This window comes from Halomonas daqiaonensis, assembly GCF_900109725.1.
GTDB classification, from domain to species: Bacteria; Pseudomonadota; Gammaproteobacteria; order Pseudomonadales; family Halomonadaceae; genus Halomonas; species Halomonas daqiaonensis.
This window is the reverse complement of record NZ_FOBC01000010.1, coordinates 105,292-125,436: the sequence shown is the minus strand read 5'-3', so window position 1 is coordinate 125,436 and position 20,145 is coordinate 105,292. Positions and strand designations below refer to the sequence as shown.

17 protein-coding genes are annotated in these 20,145 nt (G+C 64.0%); 10 read left to right on the top strand and 7 right to left on the bottom strand.

The window, feature by feature from the left end:
* From BMY30_RS10125 to BMY30_RS10105, 5 genes are all read right to left on the bottom strand, one after another.
* Positions 1–1,834: retention module-containing protein (locus BMY30_RS10125; RefSeq protein ID WP_139195505.1), on the bottom strand; the 1,834-nt coding region annotated here is incomplete at its 3' end.
* Positions 1,835–2,012: 178 nt separating this feature from the next.
* On the bottom strand, positions 2,013–2,630 hold the full coding sequence (locus BMY30_RS10120; protein ID WP_089713236.1) for a response regulator transcription factor: 618 nt from the start codon (positions 2,628–2,630) through the stop codon (positions 2,013–2,015).
* On the bottom strand, positions 2,630–4,060 hold the full coding sequence (locus BMY30_RS10115; protein ID WP_089713234.1) for an HlyD family type I secretion periplasmic adaptor subunit: 1,431 nt from the start codon (positions 4,058–4,060) through the stop codon (positions 2,630–2,632). The genes BMY30_RS10120 and BMY30_RS10115 overlap by 1 nt, the downstream gene beginning before the upstream one ends.
* Positions 4,060–6,180: a type I secretion system permease/ATPase gene (locus BMY30_RS10110; RefSeq protein ID WP_244516176.1), complete on the bottom strand. Its 2,121-nt coding sequence runs from the start codon at positions 6,178–6,180 to the stop codon at positions 4,060–4,062. Before BMY30_RS10110 ends, BMY30_RS10115 begins: the two co-directional genes overlap by 1 nt.
* 140 nt (positions 6,181–6,320) lie before the next feature.
* Entirely contained in the window at positions 6,321–8,549 is a 2,229-nt protein-coding gene (locus tag BMY30_RS10105) for a TolC family outer membrane protein (RefSeq protein ID WP_089713232.1), read from the bottom strand.
* A gap of 448 nt (positions 8,550–8,997) precedes the next feature.
* Between BMY30_RS10105 and BMY30_RS10100 the strand changes: the two genes are divergently transcribed.
* Both BMY30_RS10100 and thiI read left to right on the top strand, forming a co-directional pair.
* Complete coding sequence (locus BMY30_RS10100) at positions 8,998–9,279, top strand: hypothetical protein (RefSeq protein ID WP_089713229.1); 282 nt, start codon at positions 8,998–9,000, stop codon at positions 9,277–9,279.
* Between the two features lie 159 nt (positions 9,280–9,438).
* On the top strand, positions 9,439–10,914 hold the full coding sequence (thiI, locus tag BMY30_RS10095; RefSeq protein WP_089713227.1) for a tRNA uracil 4-sulfurtransferase ThiI: 1,476 nt from the start codon (positions 9,439–9,441) through the stop codon (positions 10,912–10,914).
* A gap of 118 nt (positions 10,915–11,032) precedes the next feature.
* Here the strand turns inward: thiI and BMY30_RS10090 are convergent, their stop codons facing one another.
* A complete protein-coding gene (locus BMY30_RS10090) occupies positions 11,033–11,587 on the bottom strand; it encodes a hypothetical protein (RefSeq protein ID WP_211607295.1) in 555 nt (184 codons plus the stop codon).
* 193 nt (positions 11,588–11,780) lie between these two features.
* On the opposite strand from BMY30_RS10090, the gene metG reads away from it, so the two are divergent.
* The 5 genes from metG (at position 11,781) to BMY30_RS10065 (ending at position 16,645) form a co-directional block, all read left to right on the top strand.
* A complete protein-coding gene (gene metG, locus BMY30_RS10085; protein ID WP_089713223.1) occupies positions 11,781–13,823 on the top strand; it encodes a methionine--tRNA ligase in 2,043 nt (680 codons plus the stop codon).
* A 9-nt stretch (positions 13,824–13,832) separates the two neighbouring features.
* Positions 13,833–14,642 (top strand): RnfABCDGE type electron transport complex subunit B, encoded by an 810-nt coding sequence (locus BMY30_RS10080; RefSeq protein ID WP_342027781.1) that lies wholly within the window; start codon positions 13,833–13,835, stop codon positions 14,640–14,642.
* 158 nt (positions 14,643–14,800) lie between these two features.
* Positions 14,801–15,436 (top strand): endonuclease III, encoded by a 636-nt coding sequence (gene nth, locus BMY30_RS10075; RefSeq protein WP_089713219.1) that lies wholly within the window; start codon positions 14,801–14,803, stop codon positions 15,434–15,436.
* A 114-nt stretch (positions 15,437–15,550) separates the two neighbouring features.
* Positions 15,551–16,306, top strand: a complete 756-nt coding sequence (locus BMY30_RS10070; protein ID WP_089713217.1) for a YdcF family protein — start codon at positions 15,551–15,553, stop codon at positions 16,304–16,306.
* A 66-nt stretch (positions 16,307–16,372) separates the two neighbouring features.
* Complete coding sequence (locus BMY30_RS10065; RefSeq protein ID WP_089713216.1) at positions 16,373–16,645, top strand: hypothetical protein; 273 nt, start codon at positions 16,373–16,375, stop codon at positions 16,643–16,645.
* A gap of 13 nt (positions 16,646–16,658) precedes the next feature.
* On the opposite strand, the gene BMY30_RS10060 is transcribed toward BMY30_RS10065, so the two are convergent.
* Positions 16,659–17,336 (bottom strand): glutathione S-transferase family protein, encoded by a 678-nt coding sequence (locus tag BMY30_RS10060; protein ID WP_089713213.1) that lies wholly within the window; start codon positions 17,334–17,336, stop codon positions 16,659–16,661.
* Positions 17,337–17,496: 160 nt separating this feature from the next.
* Here BMY30_RS10060 and BMY30_RS10055 point away from each other — a divergent pair, with 160 nt between their 5' ends.
* From BMY30_RS10055 to BMY30_RS10045, 3 genes are read left to right on the top strand one after another with little or no spacing between them, the layout of a single operon-like run.
* A complete protein-coding gene (locus BMY30_RS10055; RefSeq protein ID WP_089713211.1) occupies positions 17,497–17,868 on the top strand; it encodes a response regulator transcription factor in 372 nt (123 codons plus the stop codon).
* A complete protein-coding gene (locus BMY30_RS10050; RefSeq protein WP_089713208.1) occupies positions 17,868–19,937 on the top strand; it encodes an exonuclease domain-containing protein in 2,070 nt (689 codons plus the stop codon). The genes BMY30_RS10055 and BMY30_RS10050 overlap by 1 nt, the downstream gene beginning before the upstream one ends.
* Positions 19,934–20,128 (top strand): hypothetical protein, encoded by a 195-nt coding sequence (locus BMY30_RS10045; RefSeq protein ID WP_089713205.1) that lies wholly within the window; start codon positions 19,934–19,936, stop codon positions 20,126–20,128. Before BMY30_RS10050 ends, BMY30_RS10045 begins: the two co-directional genes overlap by 4 nt.
* Positions 20,129–20,145: the final 17 nt, after the last annotated feature.

Below are 20,145 nucleotides of genomic sequence, written 5' to 3'. Positions count from 1 at the left end.
TGCCGGCGCCATCAGCACCATAGGCCGCATCCTCATCATCGAAGACGTTGCCGCTGACCACGGTGGTGTCACCGTCCTCGGTGAGGGTGCCGGCATCCACATCCTCGGCCTTGGGCGTATCATCATCGAAGTTAATACCCAAATATCCTGGCTCTTCACTACCATCGGCATCGGTGACGGTATAGGTCAGGTTGGCAAACGCGTTATTCTCGTCATCCCCTTCCGAGTGCAGGATGTTGTTGAGAAGCTCAACCGTGTAATCACCGGTGTCCGCGTCATCGATGGTGACGGTGAAAAGGTTGGTGCCCTCTCGATCTCCAGTGTTGACGCTTGCCGTCAGGGTGCTGGTATCAGCATCCCAGCTGTAGGTAATATTTTCCTGCCCCAAGGAAGCGGTTTGTTGGTCCATGGCAGAGAAATCGACTGTTCCCGGCCCATCCCCACCGTAGCTGAATCCGAGGTTGCCGCTGTAGGTAGCTTCGTTATCGCCTTGGCCTTCATCATCATCGATACCAGCCTCGTTGCCGCCCGCCAGTCCCTCGTCGTCGACCAGCGCAACGGTTTCTCCGCCAAAGGGTCGGCTATCAATGATATCGAACTGAGCGAGGGCGTCAGCAAAGTCGACGGCTTCATAGTTACCGCCGGATACTGACTCGATGGTCAGCTCCAAAGTATCGCCACCTTCCGGGACATTGGGCAGTTCAAATGTAGTAGTGCCTTCAGTGTCGCCGACTGCGATAGTTATTTCTTCGCCATTGGAGAGCCTGATGATCAGGTCGGTGTCCTGTGGCGCATTCTCTACACGGGCCCCGACGGTCACCTGGGTACCTTCGAGGGTGCCACCCGGATATGGCTGATCGCTCCAACCGCCTTCGATAAACGGTTGCTGGAGCACTCCAAATGAGTACTGATTGTCTCCCTGGGCGGGGAGATTAAATTCAGCATCAGGAATGAACAGTTCGATGCCGGTGACATCGTTGTCGTCAACTACGGTCAGCGAGGGAACGTCCCCGACTGTCAGCTCATCGAATCCTCCACCAGTCGTACCCGTAACGCTCAGAACAATGGTTTCATCGCCCTGTACGTAGAGATCGTCCTCGCGGCTATCCAGGACTACTTGGCCGGACGTCCCACCAACCGGGATAGTGATTTGCTGACCGTTGGACAGTGTGATGACCAAGGGCGAGCCAACGGGTGCCGTGTCTACCGTTGCCACGAGCGTGAAGTTATTGCCCTCTACGACACTCTCTCCGCCAACATTGACTTCCCCGCTGAAGAATTCGAAGGTTACGGTGCCATTGACTGTCTCGTCCTCCTCCGCTAAAAGTAGCTCGGGCTCGGCCTCATCGAACTCGACGCTGTCCAATGACGCTGAAGAAAACTCGAAAGCCAGGGGGTCGGTATTTTCCGTGATCCGTACCAGGCGCACGAAATCATGCCCACCACCTTCACCGCCACCACCGCCGGCACCGGCCGCAGTGGCATCAAGACTCGCGAGCAGGTCGTCGTCACCTTCCTCGATCGCCGTGAGCAGGGCCTCGAGGTCCTCATCCAGGGCAGAGGATTCGTCCTCGGCGAGATCTTCGTCATCCTCGGCCTGGTCGGCCAACCGCTGAAGCTGGATAAGGTCCGGCGTCATGGCCACCTGCTGGCCGCCCTCGATCACCGTGGGGTCGATACCATCGCCGAAGTCGAGCTGTACGCGACCGTTCTCGGAGGTGACGAGGACCTCGCCTTCCTCGAGGGTATCGCCGACGCTGAGTTCGCGCAGATTGCCGTTCTCGTCGCGGACGTAGGCTTCACCGGTAATGGAGATGACGGTTGCGATAGCCATGGGATGACTCCTTGCGTGGTGTTCTTCGTTATCGGCTGGCCCGAGGAAAGCCCAGAGGCAACACAGCCTTTTGTGACTTATGCACTAACACTAGGTAACAAATTGTCACTCGGATATTGGACCGATGGACAGGGTGGCAAAAAAAACCAGGGCCCGTGCGGTCCGTGGACGGCGCAGGTCAGCTTTCGCCGACGCTGGCGTCCTGGTGGGAGAGGCGCAGGATCAGCTGCAGTCGGTCGCGCACGCCAAGCTTGCGGAACACCGCCCCTAGATGGGCTTTGACGGTGCGCTCGGTGATATCCAGGCGGCGGGCGACTTCCTTGTTGGTTTGGCCGTCGGCGACGGCCAGAGCTACGGCGCGCTCTCTTTCTGTGAGAGGTGCAAGACTCTCCTCCCGCAGGACGGCCTGGCCGCCCAGGGCGCGGAAGGCACCGCCGACCACTTGGGCCAGCAGCTCGGGCAACACCCAGATGCCCTGGTTGTTGGTGACCACCTCGATCTGGCGAAGCAGCTCAGGCGGAGAGAGGGCATGGGCATAGCCGCGGGCGCCGGCCTCCAGGGCCTGGAAGGCTTCCCGCGAGTCGGGCGCATAACTGAGCACACTAAGGGTCGCTCTGCGTCGCGCGAGCACCGAGACGAGGTTGGGCCAGTCGGGGGTCTGGGTCATCACCCAGACCCGGTCCCCCGAGGCGGCCTGGGCTCGAGCCTGCTCGGGCAAGACGACCCGGGCCTCGGGGAAGGCCTCACGCCAGCGGGGGATGTCGTCCTTTCCCTGGTAGACGAAGAGCTGCGCCATCAGCGTTCTCCCATGGAATTGTTCCAGGCCCGAAGCACCGGCTTGAGCAGGTACTGCATCACGGTGCGCTTGCCGGTAATGATATCCACTTGGGCCGTCATACCGGGGATCACCTGGATATCGTCATCGATCTGCTTTTTGTCCACGGTCCGCACGCGCACCAAGTAGAAGGTATTGCCTTCATCGTCGGTGATGGTGTCGGCACTGATATGTTCCAGCTCGGCCTCGAGGCCGCCGTAGATGGCATAGTCGTAGGCGGTGAGCTTGATGGTGGCCGGCTGCCCGGGATGCAGGAAGGCGATATCCTGCGGCGCAATCCGCGCCTCGACCATCAGCTTGTCGTCGGTAGGCACGATGTCGACTACCTCCTGGCCCTGCTGTGCCACCCCGCCGATGGTATTGATTCCCAGTCGCTGCACGACGCCATCCACCGGCGAACGGATCTCGGCCAGCCGGACGCGGTCCTGAAGGCCTTCACCGGATTCGTCCAGCGCGGAAAGGTCGCCCAGAGTCTGGGAGAGGTCGTCACGCCAGTCGCTGCGACGCTCCGCGCCAAGTTCACTGAGCTGGTTGCGCGCCTCTTCGACGGCCGCCTGAAGGCGGGCTACTGCTGCGTCGGCCTGGTTACGCTCGCCAAGCGCCTGGGAAAGCTGCCGCTCCAGGCGTAACACCTCGACCTCGGAAACCGCCCCGGAGTTGAGCAGTGGCCGGGTCAGATTCAGTTCGCGACTGATCATGTTGGCATTACGCTGGGCGGTGTTGCGCCTGGCCACGGCTTCGTTGAGCTCCTCCTCGCGCTGGCGGATGCGGTCTTCCAGTACCTGCTGTTGCTCGCGCAACTCCTCACGGTAGCTCTCGTAGACCTCGCGTTCCTGGGCAACGATGTCCGGCGCATCGGCGCGCAGCTCCTCCGAAGGACTGAAGGGAGTGTCGGTGACCAGGGCCCGAAGCCGCTCGGCCTTGGCCTCCAGCGCATAAGCCTGGACACGGTTCTCGCGGAAGGTCGCAGCATAGCGGGTCGGGTCGATGCGCATCAGCACCTCGCCCTGCTCGACTATCTGCCCCTCGCGCACCAGGATCTCCTGTACCACACCGCCGTCATAGGTTTGTACCCGCTGCAGCTGGCTGGAGGGCACCACGCGGCCGGTACCGCGCGTCACCTCGGCGATGGCCGCAAACCAGGACCAGGTGATCAGACCGACAATCGCCAGCACTGCCACGTACAGGAAGGCCCGAGCGCGCAGGGGGGCCTGCTGCAGCCGGGCCCAGTCGGCATCGCTGGCCCAGTCACGATTGAGGTGGGCCGCCGAGACACGGCGGGCGAACAGCCGGTCCATGAAGGGACGGAACGGCTTGCCACCGACCTCGGAGAAGCGACCGATGGCCTCGAAGCCCTGCTGTTCAGCACTCTTGCGAGACTCGCTTGCCATCAGCTGGCCCTCCCGATCTGGCCCTTGCGAAGCGCCTCGACCACCTTGTCACGCGGGCCATCGGCGACCACCTTGCCGGCATCGATGACCACGATACGGTCCACCAGTGACAGCAGCGAGGTACGATGCGAAACGACGATCATCGTCTTGCCTTGCGCATAGGCCTTGAGGTTGGCCTTGAAGGCTTCCTCGCTGGCGTGATCCATGGCGCTGGAGGGCTCGTCGAGCAGCAGGATCTGCGGGTCATGGACCAGCGCCCGGGCGATGGCCACCGCCTGGCGTTGGCCGCCGGAGAGCATCTGGCCTCCCTCACCCACCGAAAGGTCGACACCATGCGGGTGGCCGTTGACCAGCCCCTGCAGGCCGGCAAGCTCGATAGCGCGCAGCAGGGCCTCGTCGTCCACCCCGTCGCTGCCGCCACCGGCGACGATATTGTCACGTAGGGTGCCGTAGAAGAGGCTGACGTCCTGGGGCACATAGCCGATGTGGCGCCGCAGCTGGAGCGGGTCGAACTGGCGAATATCCACACCGTCTACCATCACAGCCCCTGCAGTGGGTTGATAGAGCCCCAGCATCAACTTGTTGAGCGTCGACTTGCCGCAACCCACCCGACCCAGCAGCGCAACCTTCTCGCCGGCCTCGAGCTTGAGGCTGATGTCGCGCAGGGCATCGCGCTCCTCGTCAGGATAACGAAAGGACACCTTGTCGAAGCGGATCTCGCCACGGATCAGCGGACGATCGACGAAAGCCTTGCCCTCGGGACGCTCCACCGGTCGTTCCATGACGGCATTGAGGGAATCCAGGGCGGTGGAAGACTGGTGGTATTGCGCCAGCAGGGCCGCGGCCTGGCTGATCGGTGCCATGGCCCGCGATGACAGCAGGTAGGCGGCGATCAGTCCGCCCTGGCTCAGGTTGCCCTCGATGATCTGGTAGACCCCGATAATGATCACGCATACCGCCACGCTGTGCTGCGCCCAGAGCGCCACGCTGGAAACCGAGGAGCTGACCAGACGCAACTGGGCAGAGGTGCGCGACAGGAAGGCCGAGGCCTTTTCCCAGGTGCCCTGGATGCGGCTTTCGGCCCGCAGCGACTTGACCGTCTCCAGATTCGAGATCGATTCGACCAGGGTGGCGTTGCGCTGGGCCCCCACTCGCCAGGTGGTCTCGGACAACTCATGGAGCTTGCTCTGGGCGGCCATGGCATAGAGCAGTACGAAGACGATTCCCACCAGCACCGGAATCACCAGCGGCGGGCCGATCAGCGCGATGATTCCCGCAAACATCAACACGAAGGGCAGGTCGACCAGCGACACGATCGTGGCCGAACCGATGAAGGCACGCACCGACTCGAAGGATTGCAGGGTGGCGGCGAAGGAGCCGGTGGAGGCCGGCCGCGCTTCCATGCGCAGCCCCAACACCCTGGCCATGATCGACGACGACAGCTTGACGTCGGCCCGACTGGCGGCCAGGTCAACGAAGGCATTACGCATCAGCCTCATGGCCAAGTCGAAGCAGAGCACGATGAAGATCCCCGCCGACAGCACCCAGAGCGTCTCGGTGGCCTGGTTGGGTACCACGCGGTCGTAGACATTGAGAACGAACAGCGGCATCGCCACCGCGAAGAGGTTGATCATCACCGAGCCGATGATGACGTCGCGATAGAGCTTGCGGTTCTCGCGGATCACCCCCCAGAACCAGTGGCGCGAGCGTTGCCGGTTGACTTCGGGCCCGCGCGCGTCGAATCGGAAACGCGGACGGGCATAGATGGCATGGCCGCTGTAGCTCGACTGCAGGCCATCCAGGCTGACCTCTGCCTCGGCATCACCCAGTTCGGGAAAGATGACCCGGGCACGCCTCGCCTTGAGGTCGAGCGCCACCAGCACGCAGGCGCGGCCAGGTTCGAGCAGCAGTACTACCGGGAACAGCTCGGGGTTGAGCTGCACCAGGCGCTCCTTGACCAATCGCGCGCTCAACCCGGCCCGGGACGCCGCACGGGGAAATACCGAGGGTGTGAGTTTTCCCTCCTCAAGCGGCAGGCCGGCGGTGAGGGATTCCGCGGTGGCCGCCTGGTCATGGTAGAGGGCAATAGTCAGCAGGCACTCGAGTAACTCGTCATACACTGCCGACCGTGATGAACCCGGCCCGGGATCTAGGTCTTCTCTCTGCGACACAGCCACCTCGAATATCAAGACGCCCCGCCGCGGTAACGGCGAGGCGAGTCATACCGGCAGGTCACACCTGCCGGTATCCCGGATCAGAATCAGCCGCGTACCGTGTAGCTTCCGTGGTAGCCCATGGCCTCGAGGCGTTGGCGGAGCTGGTGTATCTGTGCGGGATCGTCGATCGGGCCGAGTTGGACGCGGTGCAGCGAACCGCCGGAATTCAGCCTGACAGGCAAGTTGAGCTCATTTTCCAGATGCTCGCCCAGGCCGCTGGCACGGGCCTCGTTCTGCAGAGCGGCGACCTGCAGGAATGCCTGCTCCTGGCGCGCCAGGATCACCGGCTCGGCGACACGCGCATCCACCTCGCTGTAGAGACCGACCGGCGCGGCAGCCCAGCCGGCCGATGGCATGTCACTGCCGATGGCCACGAATTCGCTGTCGCCGTCGAAGGCATGGCCACTCAGGTCGAGATTCTCGCCAACGCGCTCCAGGGTCACCTCGACCCGACGGTTCAGGCGGCGCCCTTCTACCGTGGCATTGCTGGCCACCGGTTGGCGGGAGCCGTAGCCGCGGGTTTCGATCAACCCACGCGCGACCCCCTGGCTGACCAGATAGCCCGCCACGCTATCGGCACGGGCCTGGGAGAGCGGGTCGTTGATCGCATCGTTGCCCGTGATGTCGGCATGCCCGGCGATGAACACGCGCTCGAGGTTATCGATGCGCTGGATATCCGCTACCAGCGCATCGAGCTCGGCACGCGCCTCGCTGCTCAAGACAGCACTGTTGATCTCGAACAAGGCGTCGGCCGAAAGCGTCACATCAGGTGCTCGCTGGGGCGCCTCGACGTTACCGATCAGATCCTCGAGCGTGAAACGCTGGGGCCCTTGGGAGGGGCAGATCGTCTCCGGGTCGATATCCACGCCATCGCTACCCAGTTCGGCCAGGGTCGGCAGGTCATCGCGACGGACTTCCAGTGTCTGCATCAACTGCCCCATGGCGGCCAGGGTACGGGCATCGGCCGCGGCAATGTCGTATTCGGCGTTGACATAGGCGCGGCTGGCCTCGAAGTATTCGTTCTCGCTGTCCAACAGGTCGAGCAGTGTGCGCTCGCCAATGTCGAACTGCTGCTGGTACGCACCCCGTACCCGGTCAATGGACTGACGATGGCCGTTGAGATACTGCAACTGCTCACGCAGGCGTTGGGTATCGTTGTAGGCGATCTGGGTGGTCTGTCGCACGTTGATGCAGGCCTGTTCGCGCTGGTTGATGGCCTGCTCGACCCGGTCGCTGGCGGCGCGGAAGGAGGCCAGGTCGCTGCCGCCACGATAGAGGTTCATGCTCGCCACCAGCTCGATGGTGTGTCGGTCTCGTCGTTCGCCATCGGTGACGACGTCGTAGCTGCCGTCGCTATTCTCGTAGGTGCCGGTACTCCCGCGCAGGTCAAGCCGCGGCTGGAAGGCCGAGCGAGTACCCCGCTGCTCGGCGCGAGAGGCCTCAATGTTCTCGATGGCGGCATGGAAGTCGGGATTACCCTGGAAGGCCAGGTCGATCGCTCGACTGACATCCTCCGGCAGACGCTCATCCATCTGAGGAACCTCAGCCAGGTTCTCGGCCGGAAGGTTACCCACGATGCGCTGGTAACGCGCGGTTACATCGTGAAGGTTGGAAGCCTCGGTCAAAAGGTTTGACTCGGCGAGCGCCAGGCGACCACTGATCTGCTCCAGGTCGACGCCGCGGCCAGCGCCAGACCGCACTCGCTCCTCGATCTGATCATAGACGCGCAGGTGTTCACGGTAGTTATCCTGGGCGAGGCGAACCAGTTCACGGTAGCGCTGAACATCCAGGTAGGCCTGGGTCGCTTCTAGGGCCACGTCCTCGCTGGCCCCCAGCAACTCGTAATAGCTCACCAGTTCGGCGCGATCGAGGCGCTCGACCTCACTGGCGGTGGCGAGACCATCCCAGAGCATCTGGGTAACGGTCAGTTCGGCATAGCTGGTGTCGTAACTGCCGCGACCATCGAGTTCACGATCTTCCACGCCCATGCCGGCAGAGACATCGACGCTGGGAAGGTAGTTGCCGCGTGCCACCCCGATGTCATGGCCGGAGGCACGGAAACCGTTCCAGGCGGCCTGCACTTCGGGATTGGTCGAGATCGCTTGCTGGACCACTTGCCGTAGATCGGTGGAGCCGGGAGACGACAACCCCGACGGTAGAGACTGAGCGACGGCCGCGGCAAGCGGTAGAAGTGCCAGCGAAGACCCCAGGGCCAGGGTGCCGGCAAGGCGACATACAGAGGTACGGCTAACGGAATCGGTAGTGCGTTTCATGGGTGTTCCCTTTCATGATCGAAGCGACCCGACCACTGGACGATCAGGCCTGCCCGGAGATGTGATGATCTTCTTGTTTAATTATTGTGACGGGCCCCATGGGGCGAACGATCAAGCCCATGGCGCATCCCTTCCCGACTTCCTACAACGACCACCCGATGCTGCCCATTGGACTAGTTCAGGATAGTTTGAAAACATCAGATGCAACATGCTATTGCATGATGTGTCGCTTTGTAATGCAGCGTAACTGAATGAGGGGAATTGTCCAGTCCCGAAGCCCACCGGTCAGTCAGGAGATTACCAACGCTTGATGTAGAACAATGCTTACAAGCCGCCACACTGACCATCTCGATGGCACTCCCTTCGTCAAACCACGCTCGCCGGCAAACGTGGTATCGTCTGACCGCCCCCGAAACGTCATGGGCATGGTCACCCCAAGGAGAACGTCATGGCCTCATCGGAAATCCAGAAGACCCGCGTGATCAACGAGTTGCGGGGCTTCATCAAGAAACTTCTGCAGGACCCGAAGATCCTCGAGCAGTCACTGGAGATCGCCCGCCGCCAGTTGACGGAAGACAGCAGGGACCGGGCAATGGCGAAGATCGCCAACGAGATATCGGATACCACCAGCATTCACATCCCCGAGGACCCCGAGGAGCACTCAGAGGCCGACCGGCTCTTCCTCGAACTGCTCAAGGAAGTGGTCAAGGAAGAGCAGGCACTCTACTGAGGGCCGGCCCGCACCGCTGCTGAATGCCTCGCCTTTCCCGGTCTCATGCCGGGAGAGGCCCCTCCCCGCCAACTCAGGTGCAGTGAGGGTCGGGCCTGCCCTTGATGGCCTGCCCTTGGTAGAATAGGCAGCACATATCGTTGCTGCCCTGCCTGTCGAATGACCTATCTGCTCAAGCTTCACCCCGAAATCACCATCAAGTCCCGCTCCGTCCGCCAGCACATGACCCGCTGCCTGGCCAGCAATGTGCGCAATATCCTGCGCCAGCTAGATGAGGGCGTACGCGTCAAAGGTGGCTGGGACGCTTTGCTCGTGAGCCTGCCCGAGGCGCTATCCCCGGGGCGAGTACAGGAGATGGAAGAAACCCTGACGCGCATTCCCGGCATCCACGAAGTGCTAGCCACCGAAGCAGTGCCCTGCACCTCGCTCACCGAAGCTGCCGCCTGGATCGTGCCGCACTGGAAGGCAGCCATTGCTGGGCGTCGTTTCAGGGTCCGGGCCAAGCGCCGGGGCGACCACGACTTCTCCTCAATGGATCTCGAGCGACACCTGGGCAGCGCCCTGCTGGCGGCCGAGCCATCGGCACGGGTTGATCTGAAAAATCCCGAGGTGGTGGTGTCGGTGGAGCTGACTCACAAGCGGCTGCAGTTGATCCGCTCACGTCGCCCTGGCCTGGGGGGCTACCCGCTGGGCGTTCAGGGGCAGGCCCTGGCACTGGTCTCAGGCGGGTTCGACTCACCGGTGGCGGCCTGGCGGATGCTGCGCCGCGGCATCAAGACCCACTACCTGTTCTTCAACTTGGGGGGGCCGGCCCACGAGTCGGGCGTGCGGGAGGTCACCCATCACCTGTGGCAACGCTACAGCGCTTCCCACAATGTCGACTTTACCTCGGTGCCCTTCGAGGGCGTGGTGACAGAAATACTGCGCAGCATTCCCGATGGCCTGATGGGCGTGGTCCTCAAGCGCATGATGGTTCGGGCAGCCAGCCGAGTAGCCACCCGCTCGGGCATACCGGTACTGGTCACCGGGGACGCCATCGCCCAGGTCTCCAGCCAGACCCTCAGCAACCTGGCGCTGATCGATGCGGCAAGCAAGCTACCGATCCTGCGGCCGCTGGTCACCGAGGACAAGCAGGAGATCATCGACACGGCCCGCCGGATCGATACCGCACGTTTCGCCGAGCAGATGCCCGAATACTGCGGCGTCATCTCGCGTCGCCCCCACACCCGAGCACCCACCGACAAGGTGCTCGCCGCCGAGGCCGACTTCGATTTCACGGTCCTCGATGCCGCCGTCGATGCTGCCACCGTGACCCGTGCCAACCGCCTGCTGGAAGGCTGGCCTCAACCCGGCGAGGTGACCGTGGTCGACTCGCCGGCCACATTGGCCGAGATGCCGGCGGTCAGCGTGATCGATATCCGCCCCCCGGAAGAGCGCGAGGCGGCGCCTCTCGTGATTTCGGAAGTTCCCTGCCTGGCAATACCCTTCTACGAGCTTCAGGGCCAGGCCGAGACGCTGCCCGGGGGCCGCGAATACCTCCTCTACTGTGACCAGGGAGTGATGAGCCACATGCAGGCACTGCATCTCAAGGATCGAGGCATGTCCCACTTCGGCGTCCTTCGCAGCGCATCCTGAGTCACTGCAGAAGACGCTCCGGTGACTCACGAGAAAACGGGCGAGGAAGGGGATCGCCCTCCTCGCCCGCCGCGGTCGTCAATCGTGATTACCAGGCAACCCTGGTCCGGGCTGCTCCCTAGCAGATCTCTTCCCAGAGCCGTTGCTGGAAGTCATCGGGCAGTTCAGCCACCTTACTGAGGCGCGCCAGGTGCGCGTCGGCCATGTCCTTGGCCACCTCATGGTAGCAGCTGTGTAGGGAAGCGGAATCTGCAAGAGACCTGGCATCGGTGAGACAACTCCATACCTTGGCATTCGAGAGTGCGCAGGCATTCAGGAACTCGGCCTCGACCTGTATGACCTCGAACACGGATTCCATCCAGGCGCACTGCAGCCTGGCCAGCGGATGCGAGGCGTCCATCCAGTGATGCAACCACCAGTCGAAGACCTGCTGTGAGGCCTGGGCGACACTCGTCGGCAACGCGCTGACGGCAGAGTGAGAGGCGGCAGTAGCCACTTCCGAGACCACGTCAACTGTGACGCCAGGAACCACCTCGAGAGTCACTTCTGGCGCCTCTTCGGAAGTGACTTCAGGAATCACTTCGAGAGTTACTGCAGAAGCCTCTGCAGCGGCTACCTCGGGAACCACTTCGGGAAACGAAGGCCCCATCGATACTTGTTCAGCGATTGACATTGTTGATGACCCTCTGGAACGAAGGATGCGGTGCGCTTTTGAGTGTAGCGGCAGCCACGCGAACCCGTCAGACAATTTTGGCACGAGGTTAGCTAGCTTCTGGCAGTAGACAGACCTCGACCCGCCGGATGCAGTGGGCGCCGAAGATGGCTACAATCGAGGGTCTGATTTTCTTGGGATTTCCAGAGCCGACATGTCGAACACCGCACGCCATCCGCGCAAGATCCTGGTCACCAGCGCCCTCCCCTACGCCAACGGTGCCATCCACCTGGGCCACCTGCTGGAGTACATCCAGACCGATATCTGGGTGCGCTTCCAGAAGAGCCGCGGGCATGAGTGCCACTACGTGTGTGCCGACGACGCCCATGGCACCGCGATCATGCTGCGTGCGGAGCAGGAGGGCATCGCCTCGGAGGCGCTGATCGAACGGGTTTCCCGCGACCATCAGACTGATTTCTCCCGCTTCGGGGTGGCCTTCGACAACTATCACTCGACCCACTCCCCTGAGAACCGCCACTTCAGCGAGCTGATCTACACCCGGCTGCGCGACAAGGGGCATATCGCCACCCGCGACATCGAGCAGATGTTCGACTCCGTGAAGGGGCTCTTCCTGGCCGACCGTTTCATCAAGGGCACCTGCCCAAAGTGCAAGACCGAGGACCAGTACGGCGACAACTGCGAGGCCTGCGGGGCCACCTACACCCCGGCGGAGCTGATCGACCCGGTATCGGCGATCTCCGGTGCCTCGCCCGAGGTGAGAAGCTCCACCCACTACTTCTTCAAGCTGCCGGACTTCGCCGACTTCCTGAAATCGTGGATCGACGATGACCATGTCCAGCCGCAGATCCGCAACAAGCTGATGGAGTGGTTCGCGTCGGGCTTCAACGAGTGGGACATCTCCCGCGATGCGCCCTACTTCGGCTTCGAGATCCCCGACGCACCGGGCAAGTACTTTTATGTCTGGCTCGATGCCCCGATCGGATATCTGGCCAGCTTCCAGAACCTCTGCGACCGTCAGGGGATGGACTTCGACACCTATTGGGCACCCGACTCCAGCGCCGAGGTCTACCACTTCATCGGCAAGGACATCGTCTACTTCCATGCCCTGTTCTGGCCTGCCATGCTGCACGGCGCCGATTTCCGCACGCCCACGGCGGTCAACTGCCACGGCTTCGTCACCGTGAACGGCGCCAAGATGTCGAAGTCGCGCGGCACCTTCATCAAGGCCGCCACCTATGCCGACCACCTCAACCCGGAGTACCTGCGCTATTATTTCGCCGCCAAGCTGACCTCGGGGGTCGACGACCTGGACCTCAATCTCGAGGACTTCGCGGCCCGGGTGAACAGCGACCTGGTAGGCAAGGTGGTCAACATCGCCAGCCGCTGCGCCGGCTTCGTCAAGAAACTCGGCGGCGGCCGCCTCGCCGGCCACTGCAGCGAGCCCGAGATGGTGGCACGCTTCATCGCCGCGGGTGACGCCATCGCCGAGGACTTCGAGGCCCGCGAGTTCGGCCGGGCCATGCGCCGCGTGATGGAACTGGCCGATGAGGCCAACACCTATATCGCCGAGGCCGAGCCCTGGGTGCTGGCCAAACAGCAGGGCCGCGAGCAGGAGGTACTGGAAATCTGTTCGGTGGGCATCAACCTGTTCCGCCAGTTGATGGTCTACCTGGCGCCGGTGGTACCCGCCATGGCCGAACAGGCTCGGGCGTTCCTCGGGCTCGACAGCCTCGACTGGCACAGCCGCCACACACTGCTGGTGGATCACGAGATCGCCAAGTTCACTCCGCTGATGACTCGCGTGGAACGGGACAAGATCGATGCCATGATGGCGGCATCGAAGGAGGATCTGGTGGAAGAACAGAAACTCAAGGAAACCGCGAAGGGCCCGCTGGCCGCAGACCCCATCGCTGAGGAGATCGACTTCGACGACTTCGCCAAGGTCGATCTGCGCATCGTCCGCATCGTCCAGGCAGAATATGTTGAGAAGGCCAACAAGCTGCTCAAGCTGACCCTGGACCTGGGCGGCGAGACCCGCACCGTCTTCGCCGGCATTCGCGTCGCCTATGCCCCGGAGGCCCTGGAGGGACGATTGACGGTAATGGTCGCCAACCTGGCACCGCGCAAGATGCGTTTCGGCGTTTCCGAGGGCATGGTGCTTGCCGCCGGCGACGATGAGGGCATCTACCTGCTCAGCCCGGATTCCGGTGCCGAGCCGGGTCAACGAGTGCGCTGAGGCGCCGCCGTGACGAACACTGATACCAGCTCCCGGGCGATGCTGATCGACGCCATCGATGCAGAGCTGCCCCAGACCCAGTGCGGCAAGTGCGGCCAGCCCGGCTGTCGACCCTATGCCGAGGCCGTCGCCGCAGGTGAGGCCATCAACCGCTGCCCACCGGGTGGCCAGCGCACCGTCCAACGGCTCGCCGAGTTGACCGGCCGCCCGGCGTTGCCGCTGGCCGAGCCTTCGCAGTCACCGCTGGTGGCCTGGATTCGTGAAGCCGAGTGCATCGGCTGCACCAAATGCATCCAGGCCTGTCCGGTGGATGCCATCCTCGGGGCATCCAAGCACATGCATACGGTGATCATGGACGAGTGCACTGGCTGCGAGCTGTGCGTGGCGCCCTGCCCGGTGGATTGCATCGACCTGTTGCCTCACCCCGCTTGGGAGGCCGCCGAGACCGATCAAGAGCGCGATGCCTACCTGGCGCGCCGCGCCGAGCTAGGACGCAAGCGCTTCGAGGCGCGCAACCGTCGTCTGGCTCGCCAGGCACGAGAGAAGCGAATGGAGCGACAGAAGCGGCTGATACAGCAGCGTCAGCGCTCGGGCTCGGCTTCTGGTTCGGGCAGCGCTGCCGGTGCCCATCAAGATCGGCAGAGGCAGATGGCCGTCAAGGCCGCGGAGCAGGCCCTGAAACGCGTGCAGCAGCAACTGGAAAGTGCCCGCCGCCGAGCCGACGCCGAAGCCGAGGCCACCGCCCTGGCGCAACTGCCCGAAGCCGAGCGGTTGCTTGCCGAGTCGCGAAAGGCGCTGGATGTCGCTCAACGCTCTTGAATGATTCGAGACTTCGGAAAACCGCTTGCCGCTCGGGGCTGATCCGGCGACAGGCCTGCGAGGAGGCGCTGTGAACCCTTCCCTGGCGCTACCGATGCCATCCATGGCATAGGACCTCCTCTACGGCCTGCCCCCGGCGCCCCTCGCTAGGGAACGCCATGAACGCCCAGAAACGCCAAGAGATCTTCGCACGGCTGCGCGACCACACCCCTGAGCCAACTACCGAACTGCACTGGACCACCCCCTTCGAGCTGCTCACTGCGGTGCTGCTCTCGGCCCAGGCCACCGACGTGGGCGTGAACAAGGCAACAGCCCGGCTCTTCCCGGTGGCCAACACGCCACAGGCGATCCTCGAGCTGGGGATCGAGGGCCTCAAGGAGCACATCAGGACCATCGGCCTCTACAACACCAAGGCCGAGAACCTGATGAAGACTTGCCGGATCCTGGTCGAGCAGCACGGCGGCGAGGTGCCACGCACCCGCAAGGCCCTCGAGGCCCTGCCAGGCGTCGGCCGCAAGACCGCCAACGTCATCCTCAACACCGCCTTCGGTGAGCCCACCATCGCCGTGGATACCCATATCTTCCGCGTGGCCAACCGAACCGGGATAGCCAAGGGCAAGGACGTGGTCGAGGTCGAGAAGAAGCTACTGAGGCACGTGCCCAGGGAATTTCGCCAGGATGCCCACCACTGGCTGATCCTCCATGGGCGCTATACCTGCCTGGCCCGCAAGCCTCGCTGTGGCAGCTGCATTATCGAGGACCTCTGCGAATACCCGGAGAAGACCGAGCTGTGACAAGGGCTTACATCGGCCGACGGCGACACTGCATGCGGTTCCTAACGCGCCCTGGCTGGCACAACGGCTCGCCTGCTGGTTCACTGGCAACATGACCGCCAACGAGAGCTGCCCATGGAAGCGCTGAAGTATCTCCTGCTGCCGCCCGTTATCAATGCCCTGCTGATCCTCGCCGGCCTCGCCCTTGGCGCTCGTTATCTGACCGGCGGCCTGCTCATCACCCTGGGGCTGGCCAGCCTGCTGGCCCTCTCCACCCCGCTGGTCAGCCACGCCTTGCGCCAAGGGCTCGAGCCTCCCGCCCTTGCCAGCCCCGGCCAATTGAATCAGGCCCAAGCCATCGTGATCCTGGGTGGCGGGCGCGATTCTGCCTCCCCGGAATTCGGCTGGGGCGATGCGCCGTCCAACGCCAGCTGGCGTCGACTGGCCTATGGTGCCCACCTGCACCGCGAGACCCAGCTACCGATTCTGGTCAGCGGCGGCCGCGTTCACGACGAGCACAGCGCCGAAGCGAGTCTGATGGCGGCAGCGCTGCGCGAGGTATTCGAGGTGCCCGTCCGCTGGATGGAGGGACGCAGCAGCAGCACCGCCGAGAATGCCCGCTACACCGCCGAGATGCTGGGGGCCGATGGTATCGAGCATGTCGCCCTGGTCTCCCAGGCGTGGCACCTGCCGAGGGCAGTGGCGGAATTCGAGCGTGCCGGTCTGGCCGTCACGGCTGGGCCGACCGAGTTCGCGAACGCCCCACCGCCGGGCATTCACGCCTGGATCCCCCGCGCCTACCACCTCCATCAGAGCACCCGCGCCCTGCACGAGTGGCTGGGACGGGCCGAACTGGCGCTACGCAACCAGCTGCTGCGCCGCGGTGACTGACGCCAAGGTCGAAGCGCCACCGCTACTGAAAAGCGCTAGGCTGCTCCCTTCTCTACGAGGCTCGACATGCTTGACCTGCTGATCCCCCTGTTGCTGACCGCCGTCTTCGGCGCCCTCATCGGTTCGCTCTGCCGGCTGACGCGCTGGCCCGGCAGAGAACGCTCGCTGCTCTTCCCGGTGGTGGGCCTCATCGCCGGTATCACGGCCTTCTTCATTCATCTGGTACTCAACCGGGTGACCGGCGCCCCGGTCTGGTGGCTGCCGGTGCTGGTGATCCTGCAGGTCTGGCTGTGGCTGGGACCGTTGGGGCCGAGGCGAAGGCCAAAGCATCGAGAGTAAGCACAACTCATCTTCACCCCAACGAGAACTCACCACCCTTCTCCACGGCACGACGATAGGCCGGACGCTCGCGGCAGGCCGCCATGAAGCCTTTGAGCCTGGGGTATCCTGACAGGCCACCGCCGTTTTCCAGGGCGAGCAGCGGAAAGCTCATCTGGATATCCGCCGCCGTGAACGCCTCCCCGGCAAACCAGCTATCTCGCCCGAGTTCGGCTTCCCAGTAGTCGCACAGCTGGCGGATCTGCGGCTCCAGCAACTGCTTCTCCACTCCGCGGGCGAAAACACGGCCGAGGGGCCTGGCCAGCGCCGGCACCGGGGGCTTGCCGAGCGATGAGAACACCAGACGCATCACCAGCGGCGGCATGGCAGAGCCTTCGGCATGATGCAGCCAGAAACGGTAGCGCTCGCGTGCATCACTGCCCGCGGGCGGCACCAGGCGGTCTTGCTCATCGAAACGCTCGACCAGGTACTCGACGATTGCCCCGGATTCCGCCACCACGCGACCGTTCCGCGCCTCGTCGCTGATCACCGGAGACTTGCCCAGCGGATGGACCTCGCGAAGCGACGCGGGCGCCAGCATCGTACGGGGGTCGCGCGGATAGGTGATGACCTCGTAGTCGACGCCGAGCTCCTCCAGCAGCCACAGGATCCGCTGAGAGCGGGAATTCTCCAGATGATGCACCTTGATCATGCAGTCCTCCTCGGTGGACCCCCAGCATCGGGGGCAACTTCCGCACCTTAGCACGCCGACTCCCTCGACTCCTGCCAAGGTCGTCTTTGCCACCGCCCGGCCTGCCACTAGACTGATCGGTAACCCTGCATAAAAGACCGCACACTCATAGGAGGGCACCATGTCCAAGGTGCTGGTGGTGGACGACGAGGCCAATATCGTTCTGTCCCTGGAATTCCTGATGCAACAGGCCGGCTTCCAGGTCGACACCGCCGAGGACGGCGAGAGTGCCCTGGCATGCATCGACGACTCGCCACCAGATCTGGTCCTGCTGGATATCAGCCTGCCCGGCATCAGTGGCTTCGACGTCCTCGAGCGGCTGCGTGGTGACCCCAATCATGCCAAGCTGCCGATCATCATGCTGACAGCCCATGGACGTGAGGTAGAGCGAGAAAAGGGCATGGCCCTGGGGGCCGACGACTACATCACCAAGCCCTTCTCGACCCAGGCGCTGGTCGAAAAGGTCAAGAAGCTGCTCGCCGAGGTGTCCTGATGGCCAAGCGTGGCTCCCGCCTGCCTCGCCGCCAACGGCTGATCGGCCTGTGGCTGCTGCTCAGCGGCATCAGCTTCTTCGGCGGCGCTGTCTTCGCCCTGTGGCTGGACAGTCTCGCCGGTCTCGAGGGCATGGCGCGGCTACTGCTGTGGCTGGGCTGCTTCTCCGGGGGCGGCACCATCTTCCTGGTCGGCCTGCTGCTCGAACGCCAGCTGTTCACCCCACTGCGCCATCTGCAGGTGCAGTTGGCCCGACTGGTGGCCAACCCGGATGCTCGACAGGACTATCCGCCCGAGGGCTGGCTGCGCGGGCTCGGCCCCGACCTCATGCGCGTTCGCGAGGCCTGGCGGGCCGACCGCGAGCGACTGGCCACGGCGCATACCGAGGGCGCGCGCAGTGCCGCCCGCATTCGCCAGGAGCTCGAGACCCTGCTCCAGGTGCTCGACACCCCGCTGCTGCTCTGCGATCACCATCGCCGAGTGCTGCTCTTCAACCAGGCCGCCGAGACGCTGTTCGCCGACCACCCTGGCCTGGGGCTGGGTAAGCGCCTCGACACCCTGCTGCCGATCTCCAGCCTTCAGGAAGCACTCAGCCAGCTGCCCGATGACGGCGCAGCGCGAGAGATCCTGGTGCCCTGCAACGAGCGCTGGCTGCATGTGATACTGCGGCGCGTTCCCGACAGCAATCACGAGACCCTGCTCACACTGACCGATACCACGGCCGCGTGGACCAGCGAGATGGGGGCCCGCGCCGACATCGCCGAGATGCTGCCGGTACTGCGCCGCCACAGCGCCAGCCTGACCAGTGCCGCCGATGCCCTGGTCGGCGTACGCGACGACGCTGCGGCCGGCGAACTCGGCCAGCGTCTGGAGGCGGTAATCGACGAGGAGAGCCGGGCCCTGGCAGCCCAGCTCGAGCGCATGGGTCGGCTGATGGAGGACATGCATCGTGAGGGCGAGCGCCTTGTCCCGCTATGGTCCAATGATCTCTGGTCGGCCCTCAATGAGCGCCAGGACAATGCATCCCTGCATATCACCCCCATCGGCATGCCGGCCTGGCTCAAGGGCGACGCCCCGGCCCTGCTGGTGCTGCTCGACTCGCTGCTGCCGCGCCTGTCGTCACATTGCGGCCAGGCCGAGCTGGAAGGTGAGGTCTGCCTGGGCAATCGTCGCGTCTACCTGGATCTGATCTGGCGAGGGCGCCCGTTGGGCGAGAAGGTACTGGACGAGTGGCGTGCCGAACGGCTGGATGCCCTGCCCCTGGCCCCAAGAGTCAGCGATGTCCTGCGCCAGCACACCAGCGATGCATGGAGCCTCGCCGACGAGGACGGCGAGCATGCCCGAGTGCGCCTGCCGCTGCCGGCCACCGAGCGGGTCGGCGCGCCGCATCCACGCACCCCGCCGCGTCCGGAATTCCACGACTTCGGCATTGCCGAGATGCCCTCTCCGGACGCCGAGCTGGCGGCCCGTCCCCTGAGGACCCTGGAAATCGTGTCCTTCGACACCGAGACCACCGGGCTCGAGCTGCGCCGCGGTGACACCGTGGTCAGCATAGGCGCCTGCCGCATCGTCAATGCGCGACTGCTGGCCAGTGATACCCTCGACCTGAAGGTTGACCCGGAACGGCCTATCCCTCCCGCCAGCACCGCCATCCATGGCATCACCGATGACGACGTTTCCGGTGCTCCGCCACTCAACGTGGCACTGCCACGCTTTCGAGATTACATCGGCGAGGCGGTAATCCTGGCCCACAACGCCGCCTTCGACCTGCTGGCCATCCAGCCACCCGGTGGTAACGTCGACTTCGACATGCCGGTTCTCGATACCCTGCTGCTGTCGCGGGCACTCGACGACAGCCTCGACGGCCACGACCTGGATAGCCTGGCCGACCGCTACGATCTCAGCTTCCCGCCCGGCACCCGCCATACTGCCCTGGGCGATGCCCGGGTGACCGCCGAGTTGTGGCTCTCGCTGCTGCCCCGGCTGGAAGCACGCGGCATCGAGACGCTGGAGCAGGCTCTGGCGTTGCAGGCCAGCGCCCTGGACAAGGAGGACGCCTTCGCCTCGTGAACACGCCGCGCCTGAAGGAGCGCCTGGTCGCACTGATCGTACTGGCGGCCCTGCTGTTCTCCCCGCCGCTGCTGCTGATCGCCGATCGTTCCCTGGCGGCCCCCGGCTGGCTGGTGGTCTACCTGTTCCTGGCCTGGGCCGCGGTGATCGGCCTGATGGCCTGGTTGATGGAACACCGCCACAAGGAGTGATTCCGGATGCAGGCTGA